The sequence below is a fragment of the Paenibacillus sp. FSL K6-1566 genome (assembly GCF_038050475.1).
Lineage (GTDB): Bacteria > Bacillota > Bacilli > Paenibacillales > Paenibacillaceae > Paenibacillus_AQ > Paenibacillus_AQ lactis.
In genome coordinates this window covers 3,980,238-3,996,600 of sequence record NZ_JBBOSR010000001.1, presented here as the reverse complement: position 1 = coordinate 3,996,600, position 16,363 = coordinate 3,980,238, and the positions used below count along the sequence as shown (strand labels likewise).

Below are 16,363 nucleotides of genomic sequence, written 5' to 3'. Positions count from 1 at the left end.
CAAGAACCAAGAACGAAGACCAAAGAATAACAGCGAGGAATAACAGCCCTTTGCGGCAACTCGGATCAGGCAATGGCGGGTACCGAAGATGCCGCAGAGGCTTCATGAGAAATGGAGGCAATATGAAACACACGGAGACGATACCACGGATCGAATTAAGCAAAGAGGGAATCTATATTGACGGCCAAGCGGTTGTCCTCCTAAGCGCATCCTTGTTTTATTTCCGGCTGCCGCGGGCGGAATGGCTCGATCGGATGAGGAAGGTAAGAGAGGCGGGCTACCATGCGATCGATGTGTATTTCCCCTGGAATTTTCACGAACCCGAACCGGGTCAATGGGAGTTTGAAGAGGACAAGGATGCCGGGGCTTTCCTGCGAATGGCAGCGGAAGAAGGGCTGTACGTAATCGCCCGGCCGGGTCCGTATATCTGCTCGGAATGGGACGGAGGGGCATTGCCCGCTTACCTGTTCACGCGAAGCGGGATGAAGCTGCGGGACAACGATCCTCAGTTCTTGGCCGAAACGGCGAAATGGTACGGCCGGATCATGCCCATCCTGAGGCGGTATGAGTATGGCCGGGAGGGAACGGTGATCTGCGTACAGCTGGATAACGAGCTGGACTTCTATGCTTGCGAAGATCCGAAAGGGTATATGTCGGCATTGCGGGATTTGGCTCGGGCAGAAGGCATCGGCGTGCCGCTGATCGCCTGCGCCGGTCAGGGCGACCTTTTTCGCGCCTCCGGCTATGCGGAAGGCATCGTTCCGACCTGTAATTTTTATCCGGACGATGTGCAGCCGGATTTTGAGGAGAAGGTGAGGGCGTATCAGCAGCGGCTCAGCAAGTTGGGGTTTCCGCTGCTCGCGACCGAAACGAATCGATCCCATTACTTGCTCCGACGCCTGCTCGTTAGCGGCGCGAAGCTGTTGGGTCCGTATTTGCAGGTATCGGGCACCGACTTTGGATTCACCAATGCGGCCAATAACTGGGGCGATCCGCTGGCAATGCTGACCTCGGATTATGATTTCGGCGGCATGATATCCCCCGAGGGGCATCTCCGCCCCGAAATCCATGAAGGGCGGATGCTGGGACGCCTCATATCGACCTACGGCACCGGATTGGCGTCAGGAACACCGGATGAAGCAACTGCGCAAGAGATACGCACCTCCGGGATTCAACCCGGCGTACTTGCCGGGCCGCACGTTATTCGTTTTCCCCAAGGCGGCATCGTGTTTGCTTTGGCCAACTTGACCGGTGTGGAAGCGGAAGCAACGGTATCCTTCGACACCGGTTCCCTCCGGCACACTTTGCCGTTTCGGATCGGTGCCCGCGAATGCCCGTTCTTCCCGCTGGGCGTCCCAATGGAAACATGGGGATACAGCGGCGTGCTCGAATATGCCAATGCCGAGCTGGTATGGGTGACCTTGGACCAAACGACATCGGAACGATACATGATCTTCCAAAGCGATCATCAAACGGAAGTTTGTTTCCGGTTTGAGCGAGGCTCGAAAGTGGAGGTCACTAGCGATGGCTCTGAAGTCGACATGATGAACGACGGCTGCCGCTTGCGATTCATGCATCAGGACGGCAGCCGCGTTGCTTGCCTGACCTATGAGGATGGCCGTCGATTATTCGTAGCGGTGTGTACCAGAGATGAAGCGCTTCGACTCACCGGAATCAGGCAAGGCCGGCTGCTGCTGGAGGATAGGATCGCTTGGCTGCAGCCTGCTGCAGCTCCCGTCGACATCGCTTGGACTGCTTCGGAGCTGCCACCCGATGCACCTTTGTTCGATCAGACCACCGTTCTCGGAAAAGCGCCGGACCATCTGGAGTATTACGGGATCTACAGGGGATTTGGCTGGTATGAAGCCGTGTTGGCGGCTCCGACGGGAGACGGGTACTGCGGTTTGATGCTGGAGGAAGCGAGCGACATTGTGTCGGTTTATGTAATCGGACGTTATGAAGGAACGCATGTGCCGGCGGGAGGCATATGCTATTTGCCGGGAAAATGGACCGGTCAGGATCCGCTTGCGCTGACCGTTCGCGCGGAAATTTGGGGGCATACCAATTTCGACGACAACCGCCTTCCTTCCATCCGACTTCATAGCACGAAAGGGATCAAGGGAGTGACGGCTGTCCGCCGAATTCGCAGGCTAACCGACAACTGGAGGTTCAAGGCCGAAAGCACGGATGCTCTATTGTCAGAAGCGGAGAAGGGAGATCGGGCATTTGCAGAAGGGACCGACGATGCTTCGTGGACGGTCATCGGCTGGGGCGCATGGATGGATACTGCGGTTCATGCACGAGGCTGGTACCGCAAAACGATTGCAATATCCGAGGATGCCGATGCAGCCATCCTGCATTTCCGCGATCTCCAGTGCACGGTCAAGGTATATATCAATGGGCGCGAGCACGGGGTGATCAATCCACGCAATCCCTTCCTCCGGTTGGATACCGGAGAACGATCGCTCACCATCGCCTGCGAAGTGAATCGCCACTATGCTTCCTCAGCGGGCGAGATTCTGCTGTATGAAGGAACCCGCGCGGAGGAGTGGACGTTGACAGGGGGGGAAGAGCAAGCTTTCTGGGAGCATGCTATGGCCTCCATGAAGGAAGCTTCCACCATCCTGCTCCCGTATCCTTTGCGGTCCGGCGGGACGTCATGGCTGCATGCAGTGGTGCCGGATTCCAATCATGGCCGCGGATGGCGTGTGCGTGTAGACGGAAAAAACCTGAAGCTGACGGTGTTCTTTAACGGCCGGGTTGTCGGACGGCTGTGGACCCCGGATTCCTCGGAACGGCCCGTATTTTCCGGCGGGGACCAGACATCGTTTTTGCTTCCGGGAAGCTGGTTTGCCAAGGGAGCGGAGAATCGGCTTGCTATATATGCGGAAGCCGTGGAAAGGGAGAGCGACGGGATCCTCCGGCTGCTGGAATTCTTCCCGGTCCAATCATAGGAGGGCAGAGCTAGCATCCATCTGGCTGGGTAAGCTCTTTCCTGATTCTGTTGAGATAACCGCTGTATCCTGCTTATTCATTTGCCGGTCCGTACCTAACGTCGGACCGGCTTGCTATTTCTATGTGCCATAGGTACCAATGCAAATGGAGTACAGCCGCTTACCTTAACTCTTTTTCAATATATCCGGATTAGTCAATACGGAATCCAGCCGCAGTGTTCGGGACTGCGGCTGGATTGTGTTGATATGATTTTTACAATGAAGGAAAGTGGTTAGGCTAACTCCAAGATCACCATCTGGTGATTTTCCAAGACCGGAACGGTGTAGCTGATTTCACCATTAGCTTTTGTATCAAAAGGGAGTTCCTCCATCGAAGGGGCGATATACACCCGTTTGACCAATGCGGAGGAGGGGAGACGCAGGGCGACCGAAACGTTCCGCAGCGGCACGATGTCCTCGATAACCTCAACCCGCCCTTTCAGTACCGGCGATGCATACAACAGGTGGTTGACATATCGGTTCTCCGTCCCTTGGTACTGGAGGGTCGCAATGCCCCGGGCAGGTAAATCACATCGCAGGGAAGGCTGGGGGAGCAGGCGGCCGAGTGCATGGAGCACCATCTCTTTCAGGATGAGGTGACCGTTATCGGCATACTCGCTGAACACATTCCAGGCCATGTAGATCCCGTTTGAACTTTCGATCATACCCGGTCCGTTGTCCTCCCCAGCGCTTGGAGTGTGCATATGCGAGCAAAATGTGAAAACGTCGCGGTTGAAATATGGATGCTCCCGGCTGCCAAGTGCCCGCCCGCCGTTCAATTCGACCTGCTGTCCTTCGCCATACATAACAAACGAAGCGGGGAGCAGGGAACCCGGCGTAAAATCCGGACGGAAATAGGAAGGGCGGTAGGGACTTGCTCCCTTCCAATCCAGCCCCAGGTCCAGCATATACGCGTTGCCGGCCGGGTTCAGGCCCGAACGTCCCGTTGCCAGAATTTTGCCGCCGTTATCGGTAAATGAGCGGATGGCCTCTGCTAGTTGCGGCCATACCGGAACTTCATCGGGCAAAATAAGCACCTTGTAGCGCCCGAAATCTGCTTCAGCATCCACGATGTCGTATAAATAATGGCCCTCATTCAGCATGCGCACAGCTCCGGCATCGGCCAGATTCGTCCGGTCCTCCGACTTCCGGACATCCGGGCAAGCTTCCCAAGCGGCTTCCAGCGACAGGACCGCGATGTCCGCCACGGATGCAACGCCGCTGCACCACGGCTCTCTGGCTTTCACCTCCGAGTAGGCGTCGCCGATCAGAGCATACGTTGCTTCATCCATGAAGCCTGACGGATGGAGCTGGTCGCCGATCGAGCATTTGGCGCCGTGAGCGAGACTTAGCGCCGTTTCGAACCGAAGCGCATTCGGATGCTTGTAGCCGCCGAATTCGCCCCAGGAGGTATGGAATTTTCCCGTCATGCCTAGATACTCCATGCCGAGCGTCTGGGCATAACGCGCCGACAGGGGGAAGTGGTCGTACCCCCAGCCTCCGGTCGGCAGCGATTCCAGCTCCAGATGGCTGTTGACATGGGCGAGGTCGCGGCGGCCCCGGCGTTGATGGCCGCTGTTATGAAAGACGGGAAGACCGGGCTTCACAGCGTCCACCGTTTCCCGCACAAGCCGGGTATAATTCAGGTAGATCGACTCGCCCAAGGCAGCTACGGCTGCTTCGTCCCGCGGATCTTGACCGGCATTCCGCAGCGAAGCGACGCAGTATTGGCATCTGCATTTACGGATGCCGACGATGTCAAGGAATATGCCATCGGCATCATAGCGGGTGACAACCTCTCGGATCTGCGCCAGCAGAATGTCCAGGTAAGGTGTATTGAAGCAGAACTCGTGATAGCCTGGTGTCATGAAATCCTTCACCCAGCGCGTCCGGTCTTCCGCATCCCGAATCAGCCATTCGGGATGGCGGCGAGCCAGCTTTTCATCGAGGCCGGCCGATAGGTATACCGGCGTTTTGACGCCGATTTCATGCGCGGCAGCAATCATCTCGCCCAGCAAATCGAAGGCTAGATGAGGGTGCATTTCGTTGGCTTCGCTGGGGTGATATGCCCAGCCATGATGGCATTTTGAAAAGACCGTGATGGAGTCGACGTGCCCCAATCGAAGCATGTTCTGGAACTGGGATTTGGAGAAGCGGCTTCCGATGCCCGGAATGGCCTCCGACGTATGAAAATCGAGATGAACCTGACGGAATCGCATGCGTGGTCAGCCCCTTTGCATATTCATGAGAACGGTTTCTTGTGCTCCAATGTAACTCTTTTCCAGCCTTCGAACCAGTGATAATATAGACTTTGACTAGCACAAAATGAACTTATGCGAGAGAGGAGCCTGCTGTTTTGCTATGCCTTGAATTCGCGATTCCGCCGCTGCCGCAATTCGTGACGGCGGGACATGCCGTATGGAAGCCGGGAGATCGGCACTTCGCCCGCACCTTCGGCGTCTATGACCTGCTGTTGGTTACGAGGGGAACGTTCTATATGACCGAAGAGGGAACCGAATACGAGATCAGCCCGGGCAAGCTGCTTGTGCTGGAGGCGGGCCTTCCTCATATCGGGCATCGATCCTGCGAAGAGGATACGGAGATTTACTGGGTGCATTTCATCCATGGGCATGCTGCGACGCGCATCCGGCAAGAAGACATTCCCTGGTCCGTGCTGCTGTCCAAAGGCACGGTCGAGGACGTCGAGCCCCCAGCGCAGCAGCGCATGTATTTACCGAAGTTTGCCGCTGTGGACGTGCAGGCGATCGAGCCGATCCTCCGCGGGTTGAACGATACCCATAACAGACTGAACGGGGAAAACGCGATTCTGCTCCATCTTCTGCTCGCCAAACTGTTCGCCGCATTGCAGGCGGAATGCGCGCGGACGTCTGCACCCGAGCCCTCCGAACGGCTGGCCAGGGCTGCCGTTGCATATTTGAATGAACATTGGAAGGAGCCGTTCGACAGAGCGTCGCTCGAGGAGGAGCTGCATTTCCAGGCAGGCTATATTGCGAGATGCATGAAAAAGCATATCGGTAAAACGCCGCTTCAATACGTGCTGCATTTGCGCCTGGAGGAGGCCAAGAAACTGCTGGGCGGCACGGTGCTTGGCATTTCCGAGATCGCGTACAGGGTGGGGATTCGAGATGCCAATTACATGACTCGCCTGTTTACCGCCAAGCATGGTGTGACGCCGGGGGCGTATCGGCGGATGCTGCAGCGGCAGCGGGATGAAGGGGAGGCGGGGCCGAAAATCCCGATTGACAACGATTTTCCCGCAGGCTTATAGTAAAGCCACCCAACTTATGCATGGAGAGTGGTCCAATGAACATGCTGCAGACGCTCCGCTCTCGCAAATATTTGCAGCGGATCTTGTTAAGTTTTATGCTCGTTGTCGCGATGCTGGCCGTGGCTTCCTTACTCCTGAATACATCTGCACGCGATAAGGTGTTAAGCCTGCAGAATGAAGCCGATCGCAAGCTGCTCACCCAAATCGATTACAATATCGAGAACATGAACGGCATCGTGAAGGATTTGGCGGTCTCGTTGTACAATGACGAGGAGCTGATCGCGCTCAAATCCGGGTCGGACTATAAGCAAAGCATCTTAAAGATTGAGCGGCTCAACCGGACGGTTGCCGCATCGCCGTATTTGCATGCAGCCGTTTTTTACAACGGCAAGCAGAGCCGGTTCTTCTCGTCGCTAAGCCACGACATGGACACGAGCGTCCTGTACGGAGCACTGGAAGCGTATATGGCTTCCCGTGCCGATTTGCCGAAGCTGCAGCTCATCCCGCTCGATCTTGATGGGGAGCAGGAAGGCTTCGATGTGTTTGCTTTTTTTGTCTACGACGGACCGAGTCTCGGTTCGGTCAATCGCAACGCGCTCATCTTGACGGTGAAGCCGGGGTGGATGCTTGACAATGTGAAAGCGCTTAATCGTGTGGCTGAACGGGAAGACGACGTTCTGTTCGTCACCGACGGCGAAGGGCAAGTGCTGATGGCGGGGGATCGCACACTGCCGGACGGACTGGACATCAAGAACGATCTGCTCGGACGCATGGGCGCAGCGGAAAACACGCCGGGCTCCTTTATTCATGAGCAGGGGGAGAAAAAATACAAGGTCACCTATTTGAGCAAAGGCTTGAACCACTGGCAGATCATCAGCCTGCAGGACTATGATGACGTGCTCGGGAGCGTCCGGCAAATGAGATGGACGGAAATAACCGTCACCTTCTCCGTGTCCCTATTGGCATTACTCCTGTCGGTATTCATTTCGCTGCGGCTGTATAAGCCGGTCGGTCGGCTGCTCACACTCGTTCCCCACGACGGACGCGGTCACGCCAAAGCGAAGGATGAGCTGTCGCTCATCACGGAGAATGTTACGGAAATGATCGGCAAGCTCAAGGGGCTGGAGCAGGAGCGCCTCTCACAGTGGAATATCGCCAAGGCATATCATATGCGGAGTTTGATCAGTCACAGCGAGAGCATGGACGAAGCTGCCTTCCTGCGCATCAAGGATCAGTACGGAATGGATATCGCGTTTCCTTCGCCGCTGCGGTTAGCGCTCGTGCAGATTGACGATCTGCAGGGCTTGGCGCGGCAGCCGGGCTCGCAGTCCGAGTCGCTGTATTACTTCGCCATAGCGAACATCGGCCAGGAGCTGCTCTCGCGCGGCGGAACGTGTGAAGCTGCGGATATGAAGAGCGGCCATCTTGTCTTTATCGCAGGCGGCGAACAAGCGACGCTCGAATCGCTGCATGAACGGTTCAGGGAGCTACAGCAAACGATCCTCCGCTATTATCGGATCACGTTTACCGTAACGCTGAGCGAAACGTTCGAGGATTACCGTCAGCTGACGAAGCATTACCATCTAGCCCAGAAGCATGCCAGCTACCGTATGATTTTTGGCAAAGGAGCGGTGATTCGGCCTGAGATGATCATCCGAAACGAACGGAACCCGTCGTTCGGCATTCCGAAGGAGCTGGAGCGCCGGTTGACCGAAGGGCTGAAAGGCGGGAATCCCGACGAGACGGAGCAAGCCATCCGAAGCTTGCGGGAGCTGCTTGGCGAGCTCAGCTTTGACAACATGTTCTCGGCGCTGCTCCATCTTACGATGACCCTGAGCCATACGCTGAGCGAAATGAATAACCATAATCTGAACCCGGTATCGGTCGATCTGCAGGCCATCAATCGGCGCATTCTCGAGAAAGAGACGCTGGACGAGATCGAGGGCGTTCTTCTTGACGTCGTTCGGGATGTGTTCGAGCAGCGGCGCAGCGCCCGCGAAGATAAGAACCGTCTGCTGGCTGACACTGTCAAAGAGATGATCGACAAGCATTACGCCGACCCGGACCTCAACGTTCAGAAGATTGCCGACATGCTGAAGATGAGCGCCGTCTACTTGGGTCAGGTGTTCAAAGCCCAGGAGGGAACGACTGTCGTCGACCAGATTAACGCTACCCGCCTGGCCCGGGCTCAGCATTATTTGGAACAGCAGCATTTGACCGTAGCCGAAATTATGGAGAAGGTGGGCTTCGGCAATGAAAGCTATTTCTATCGGCTGTTCAAGCGCCGTTATGGCACGACACCGAAGGAGTACCGCCTGAAGTCGGCCATCGACCGCAGCACTTAATCCGAGAATCGGCAGCTTTCCATACGACCCGCAAATGAAGATGACCGTTTGCGGGTTTTTGGCATGCCCTTGTCTTCAATTCGGCCGTCTTCTGTGCCTTAGCCCGGTTCGTCCTGCACCCTTTCGAAGGGAGAGGACATCTGTACAGTAAACCTGAATCCTTACAGGCAGCTGTACAGCAATCGGGAATCCCTACAGTCCGCCCGTACAGCTATCCAAAAAATGTACAGTAACGCAAGGCCGAGGCTTGCGCTATCGTTAAACATGCAAAGCCTGGGATGCAGGCGAGAAGCGCATAACGAAAGAGAGGGGCTTTGGCTATGTTGAACAATGTTTCACGATCGGTCGAGACCGGGACGGCTCACCGGTCGGTTCCGGAACCCGAACGGACGCCCGCGCCCCCAGGGGCACGTAAGCGAAAGTCGGTGATACGCAGGGAGCTGCAGCATTTTCGGAACAATCGGGAGCTGTTCCTGCTCTCCCTGCCGGGGATTTTGTATAAGTTGATTTTTGCTTATATTCCGATGGTCGGCTTGATCATTGCCTTCAAGCATTACCGCTACGATCTCGGCATATTTGGCAGCGAATGGGTAGGATTGGAGAACTTCCGCTATCTGTTCTCGACCGATACGGCTTGGCGTATCACACGCAACACCGTGCTGTACAATGCCGCTTACATCGTTGTGACGACCGCGGCCGCGCTGCTGCTGGCGATCTTTATGAACGAGATCCGGGCGAAATGGAGCAAATTTTATCAGACCGCTTTATTCCTGCCGCACTTCTTGTCATGGGTGCTCGTCGGATACGTGGCCTACGCCTTCCTGAACCATTCCGACGGCTTCATCAACCGGACCCTGCAGATGTTCGGCATCGATCCGGTCAGCTGGTACCAGACGGCCGAGGCGTGGCCGGCAATCCTCATCCTTGTCCATTTATGGAAAGCGGTCGGGTTCAACACGCTCATCTATTTCGCCGGCATTATCGGCATTAACAGCGAGTATTACGAAGCGGCCCGCATCGACGGGGCGACGAAGTGGCAGATGGCTGCCAAAATTACCGTCCCGCTGCTGGCCCCGCTGGTCATCATCCTATTGATTCTCTCAATCGGCAGCATGTTCCGCGGCGATTTCGGTCTGCATTACTTCATTCCGAACAACTCCGGGTTCCTGTACGGCTCCACGGATATTATCGACACGTACGTGTACCGGGCGCTGCGCGAGATCGGCAATGTCAGCATGTCGGCGGCTACGGGCTTTTACCAGTCGGTGGTCGGCTTCGTGCTTGTGCTTGTCGCGAACGGAATCGTGCGCAAAATCAATCCCGACCATTCCCTGTGGTAAGAAAGGAGGAGACACCCGGTGCCTAAAAAGTTCGAGCTTTCCAAAATGATCATTCACTTGCTGTTTGCCCTGCTTTCCTTGGCGGTTGTCCTTCCGTTCCTGCTTGTTATCGCCGTGTCGTTCACCGACGAAGCGTCGCTCACCGAAAACGGGTATCAGTTTTTGCCCAAATCCTTCAGCTTGGAGGCGTACCGCTACCTTCTGGATGCACCCGACATTCTGCTGCGGGCATACGGGGTAACGGTCACGGTGACCGTGATCGGAGCGCTGGCGGGTCTGCTGCTTACCGCGATGACCGCATACGTCATTTCCAGGCCGGATTACCGCTACAACCGGGCGACAACGTTTTACGTCTTTTTCACGATGCTGTTCAGCGGAGGCCTCGTTCCTTCCTACATTCTGATCACGCAGTACCTGCATTTGAAAGACAGCTTGCTTGCTCTGATTCTTCCGGTGCTGCTGTCTCCGTTCAACATTATGGTCATGAAAGGCTTCATGTCCAAAATTCCGCTGGAAATCGTGGAATCCGCGAAAATCGACGGCGCGCGGGAGCTCCGCATCTTTTTCGGGATTATTCTGCCTCTGTCCACACCGGCCCTTGCCACGCTCGGGTTGCTGATATCGTTCACGTACTGGAACGAGTGGTTTAACGCCATGCTGTACATCGACGATCCGAACAAGGTGCCGCTGCAGCTGCTGCTCGTGCGGACGTTGTCCAGCATCGAGTTCATCACCTCCAATTCGGAATTTACGCAGCAGCTGGGGATCGATCTGTCCAGCTTTCCGAACAATTCGGCAAGAATGGCGATTGCGGTGCTGGCCGGCGGGCCGATGCTGGTCATCTTTCCGTTTTTCCAGCGATTTTTCGTGAAAGGGCTTACGGTTGGCTCCCTCAAGGGTTAACATAGAACAACCAATAAACGTGTAGGAGGTCATGTCATGAAAAAAAGACTGTTAGGGCTGCTGGCGATCGCCTTGATCGCGATGACCGCGCTCGCCGGCTGCGGCGGGAATGGCGGAAGCGGCACGGACGGCGGAGGAACGCCGGAAGCGCAAGGAACAACGCCGGAGGCAGGCGGAACAAGCGGGCTTGAGCCCGTCGAGCTCACATGGTATTATCCGCTGCTTCAGCTTCAGCCCGACCAGAAGAAGGTCGAAGAGGAGATCAACAAAATCGTCAAAGAAAAGCTGAACGCCACCGTCAAGCTGATGCCGGTCGCCCTGGGGGATTACGTGCAGAAGATGAACACCGTTCTGGCTGCGGGCGAGAAGTTCGATATCCTGTGGACCGGCTACATGCTGAAACCGGAGGAGCTGGTACGCAAGGGTGCCATTCAGCCGCTGAACGGGCTCTTGGACCAATACGCGCCGGAGCTGAAAGCGGACGTTCCGCAGGTCATGTGGGAGGGCCTCTCGGTTGACGGGGAAATTTACGGCGTCCCGAATCAGCAGATCAACGGTTCGCGTTACGGGTTCATCGTACAGAAGCGGTTTGCCGATAAATACGGCCTGGATCCTTCGACAATTAAAAGCATAGCGGATATCGAGCCGTTCCTCGAACAAATCAAGCAAAACGAGCCGGGCATCATTCCGATCGGCCTGTTCGGCGGCTCATTCGTCAACCCTCAGGCGCATGATGATGAGTATTGGGTCGTTCCGGGACTGGACGATCACTTCTACATCAAAACAGATGACCCGACCTATACGCTTTACCGCTACCCCGAGGAGGAGCTGGGCAATTTCCGTTTGGCCAGCAAGTGGTATAAGGCAGGCTACATCCACAAGGACGCCGCTACGGAAAAAATGACCGACTATCAATCCAAAGGCCAGATTGCGGTAGAGTTCGACGTCACGTTAAAGCCGGGCGTCGAGGCGGAAGTGAAAGCGAAGAACGGCGGCAACGACGTCGTCATCATCCCGCTTAGCGATTGGTTCTCCAACGGCTATTCGGCGACGACCAATCAGTCGATCAGCCGCACTTCGCCAAATCCGGAACGGGCCATGATGCTGCTGAATCTGATCAACACCGACAAGGAGCTTTATAATCTGCTGTGCAACGGCTTGGAGGGCGTACATTACGAGAAGCTAAGCGGCGAGTACATCAAGCCGATGGCGGATTCCAGATACCGCCCGAACATGGATTGGGTGTTCGGCAGCGTCTTCAATTCCTACCTGAAGGAAGGACAGCCGGAAAACATTTGGGAGGAAACGAAAAAAATCAACACGAGCTCCGAAATTAACCCGGTGGGTGCTTTCAAGTTCAATTCGGAGCCGGTCAGCACGGAGATCGCCAACCTGAACGCCGTATGGGGCGAATACAAGCGGGGGCTCGTGACCGGCACGCTTGATTTCGAGGAGACTTGGCCCGTGCTGTACGGCAAGCTGAAGGAAGCGGGTGAAGATCGGTATGTGGAGGAGGTGACGCGACAATTCGAGCAATTCCTGAAAGAGAAGGGCTTGAAATAATCGTCGGCCCGGACAAACGTTAAAGGATAGGCACCTAAGCGCCCGAGAGAAACCTGCTGTCCTGGGACGACTATGCCGTGCTTCGCGGTATGGCTGTCCGTACCCCACTTGGAGGAAGGAGAGCAAATGATGAAAAAGCTTTTGCTTGCTGCGCTGGCTGCAAGCCTGCTATTCGCGCTGCATCCGTTTGCACTGATGACCGACACGGCATCGGCCTACGGCAATCCGCACGGGACGGCCTATTACGTCGCTCCGGACGGAAGTGATTCGAACAAAGGGACGAAGAACAAACCGTTTCGAACGTTGGAAAAAGCGCGGGATACCATCCGTGCGCTGAAAGCAAAGAAAGGGCTGCCGAGGGGAGGCGTCACGGTCTATCTTCGCGAAGGGCGTTACGAGCGGACGGCAAGCTTCGAGCTGAACGCCCAGGATTCGGGGGAAGCCGGCAAGCCGATCACGTACACGGCTTATCCGGGTGAGACGGTCATATTGTCCGGCTCAAGGAGGCTTGAGAAATCCGCGTTCGTTCCGGTTACCGACACGGCCATTTTGAATCGCATCATTAGCGAGGAGGCCAGAAGCAAAGTCCTGGTCGCCGACCTGGCTTCACTTGGCATCACGGATTACGGAGAGATGAGCCGGCACGGATATTATTTGGCCAACGATTTGAGCAAGGTTCCGCCGATGGAGCTGTACGTCGGTGGGGAAGGGATGACATTGGCGCGCTGGCCGAACGAGGGAACGGTGCAAATGGACGAAATCCTCGATCCCGGACCGACTCGAAAAAGTCCGGACGGGGAGGTTCATAAGCGGGGCGGCACTTTCACTTACACGTATGACAGGCCGCAATATTGGACGCAGGCGGATGATATTTGGCTGGACGGCATTTTCGGGTATAGCTGGGAATGGTCCTACAACCAAATCGCCGCCATCGACACGGAAGCCAAGAGCATAACGCTCCGTTACGGCGAGATGAGCGGCATCTTCAAGAATTGGTACCCGGATTTCCATTTTGCGCAAAACCTGCTCGAGGAGATCGATATGCCAGGCGAGTATTATATCGACCGCCAAACCGGGAAGCTGTATTTTCTGCCGAACGCCGAATTTATGACCGCCGATCCATCCATTGAAGTAACGATGCTGAAAACACCGATGATCAATGCGATCGATGCATCCTATATTGATTTCTCCGAGCTTATTCTGGAGAACGGGCGCGATTCGGCGGTTGTGTTCATGGGCGGAAGCCACATGCGCATTCTGCAAAGCGAAATCCGCAATTTCACCAACAGCGGCGTGCTGGTGAACACCCAGAGCCGATTCCATTATAACGACTTTGCCGGAGTGCCGGGAACAGACCATAAGATCGAGAACACCCACATCCATCATATCGGGGGCACTGCCGTGACGCTGACAGGTGGCGACAAGACTACCCTCGCTCCGGGCAACAACGCGGTGGAGAATTCGCACATTCATGACTTCGCTTATTATCATAAAGCTTACAACCCCGGCGTGCTCTTGTCCGGAGTGGGCAACCGCATGTCGAACAACGAGCTGCATGACGCACCGCATCCCGGCGTGCTGATATTCGGCAATGATCATCTGGTGGAGTACAACAACATTTACGACGTATGCAAAACGTTCTCCGATCTCGGCGCCATTTATATGAACGCCGGCGAGACGCCGCAGCAGCGCGGCACCGTCATACGCCGCAATTACTTCCACCATATCGGGGAGAGCAAGCCTGGCGTTGAAGGCGTCTATCCCGACAACTTCACGATGGGGCTGAAGATCGACGAGAATATATTCTACAAAATGGGCAACTCGGCGATCAAAAATAACGGCGGGGCCCATATCTTGACCCGCAACAATATTTTCGTAGACAGCAAGGTTCCGTACGACTATGCCGACTTGTTCCTCGGCGACGAGCCGGACGATCAGGTGCCGCTGAATTACATGCCGAAATGGAGGGCGCTGTTCGAAGCCAACAACGACTTTGTCGGCACGCCGTACCTGGCCAAGTATCCGGAACTCGCGAACTTTTTCACGGAAAACCGCTATTATCCGGATACGAATACATTCCACGGCAACGTCGTCTACAATCCGACGGTTCCACGCAGTTCGACGACGAACGAGGAAGGCGCGTACGACAAATTCAATCTTGTCCAATATGCGGATAACTGGGTAACCGACGAGGATCCCGGCTTCGTCAACTTGGCGGGAGGCGACCTGTCGCTTCGACCGGATGCTCAAGTATTCGAGGCGATACCCGGCTTTCCCGATATCCCGTTCCATGAGATCGGCATCCACGGGAAAGCGGGCACGACCAACAGCCCGGACGGATACCCGGTCGAAGGCGTCGTGGTTTATGACGACGAGGTTACGGTGGACCGGTGGAAAACGGTAAAGCTGCGCACGGCGGTTCTGCCATGGAACGCCGATAATCCGAAGCTGGTCTTCACATCGACGGATCCCGCCATCGCTGCGGTCGACGATAACGGCATCGTTACAGGTCAGGAGGTCGGCCAGACGGTCATTACGGTGGCATCGGCGGAGAATCCGCAGCTCACGGCAACGGTGGACGTTACGGTCGAGGCCGGAGACGGCATCATGGATTTCACCGATTTCGAGTCAGGGGCTAACGGCTGGCCGCAGGATGCGAACCGCAGCATCGTCAAGGAAGGGGACAACCGCTGGTACAAAATTCTTAATGGCGCTACCGCTCTAAGCGCCAAAACCTTTTCCGATTATGAGCTGAGCTTCAAGCTGAAGACGCCGGAGTCGATCGGGGAAAACGCGACGCTGTACGTGTTCGACCGCCAGGCCGGCAGCGGCTCTACCCGCGTCGGCTACAAAACCCGCCCGGACGGCTCATCATCCTGGCTGCTGTATAACGCCGCTTGGACGATTCTTCACGAAGTGAAGCTGCCCGGCCACGATTTAAAGCCGAATACGGAGTACGAGATCAAAATCCTTGTGCATGGCGGCGAGATCAGCGTGTACGTGGACGGCCAATTCCGCCTGAAGGCTGCCGATCCCGGCCATAACGAGGCGGGCAAGGTCGGATTCTACGTGAACAACGTCACCCACATGCTGTTTGACGACATCCGGTTCAAAGCGCTGACGACGGAGCTGGCCGGCATTATTCCTTCGGAACGCGAAGTGCGGCTTGCCGCCGGGGAGCAGCGGCAGCTTGAGCTGACGTTCGACCCCGCCGGCACCCCGGACACCGGCGTGATCTGGCAATCCGCCGATCCGGCCGTAGCGGAGGTGAGCGATACGGGGGTCGTCAGCGCCGTATATGAAGGCGAGACGACCGTCACGGCCGTATCCGTTGCCAATCCGCTCGTCAAAGCGGATATCAAGGTAACCGTTTCGAGCATCATGCATGAAACCGATTTTGAGACAGGGGGCAATGGATGGCCGGTAGACCCGAACCGGAGCATCGCTGCGGATGCGGACGGCAATCGGCGCTACAAAATTTTGAACGGGGCAACAGGGCTGCTGGACAGGGCTTTCCAATCGTATGAGCTTGATTTCACCCTGAAGACCCCGGCTTCCATGCCGGACGACGGTACGATGTATGTCTTTGATCGGCAGGATGCCACCGGCTCGACTCGAATCGGCTATCGTACGCGTCCTGACGGAACATCCGCCTGGATTCTGTATGATACGGCTTGGCAGAAGATCGCCGAGTCCGCCTTGCCGCATCGGGACCTGCAGCCGGACACGGAATATGCAGTCAAGATTATCGTGAAGGACGGAGACGTTGCGGTTTACGTCGACGGCGAGTCAAGACTGGCCGGCACTGATCCGAATCACAGGCCATCCGGGAAAGTGGGCTTTTACGTGAGCGGTTTCGATTATATGCTGTTTGACAACATTCGCTTCACCGTGGTCTCTTAAATGCGGCGCTTCCTCCCGCGATCGGGG

General features: G+C 56.1%; 8 protein-coding genes. 7 read left to right on the top strand and 1 reads right to left on the bottom strand.

What is annotated here, in order from left to right:
* Window positions 1-122: 122 nt before the first annotated feature.
* Entirely contained in the window at window positions 123-2,954 is a 2,832-nt protein-coding gene (locus tag NST08_RS17480) for a beta-galactosidase (RefSeq protein ID WP_341342074.1), read from the top strand.
* Between the two features lie 272 nt (window positions 2,955-3,226).
* Here the strand turns inward: NST08_RS17480 and NST08_RS17475 are convergent, their stop codons facing one another.
* Window positions 3,227-5,212 (bottom strand): alpha-amylase family protein, encoded by a 1,986-nt coding sequence (locus tag NST08_RS17475; protein ID WP_341342073.1) that lies wholly within the window; start codon window positions 5,210-5,212, stop codon window positions 3,227-3,229.
* Window positions 5,213-5,349: 137 nt separating this feature from the next.
* On the opposite strand from NST08_RS17475, the gene NST08_RS17470 reads away from it, so the two are divergent.
* The 6 genes from NST08_RS17470 to NST08_RS17445 all read left to right on the top strand — a co-directional run bounded on the left by NST08_RS17470 (window position 5,350) and on the right by NST08_RS17445 (window position 16,336).
* Entirely contained in the window at window positions 5,350-6,282 is a 933-nt protein-coding gene (locus NST08_RS17470) for an AraC family transcriptional regulator (protein ID WP_007128456.1), read from the top strand.
* Window positions 6,283-6,317: 35 nt separating this feature from the next.
* Window positions 6,318-8,627 (top strand): AraC family transcriptional regulator, encoded by a 2,310-nt coding sequence (locus NST08_RS17465; protein WP_341342072.1) that lies wholly within the window; start codon window positions 6,318-6,320, stop codon window positions 8,625-8,627.
* A 320-nt stretch (window positions 8,628-8,947) separates the two neighbouring features.
* Entirely contained in the window at window positions 8,948-9,967 is a 1,020-nt protein-coding gene (locus NST08_RS17460; RefSeq protein ID WP_341342071.1) for an ABC transporter permease, read from the top strand.
* A gap of 18 nt (window positions 9,968-9,985) precedes the next feature.
* Window positions 9,986-10,870, top strand: coding sequence for a carbohydrate ABC transporter permease (locus NST08_RS17455; protein WP_341342070.1), 885 nt, complete (start codon window positions 9,986-9,988; stop codon window positions 10,868-10,870).
* A gap of 36 nt (window positions 10,871-10,906) precedes the next feature.
* Window positions 10,907-12,433, top strand: coding sequence for an ABC transporter substrate-binding protein (locus NST08_RS17450; protein WP_341342069.1), 1,527 nt, complete (start codon window positions 10,907-10,909; stop codon window positions 12,431-12,433).
* 126 nt (window positions 12,434-12,559) lie between these two features.
* Window positions 12,560-16,336, top strand: coding sequence for an Ig-like domain-containing protein (locus NST08_RS17445; RefSeq protein ID WP_341342068.1), 3,777 nt, complete (start codon window positions 12,560-12,562; stop codon window positions 16,334-16,336).
* The last annotated feature ends 27 nt before the right edge of the window (window positions 16,337-16,363 follow it).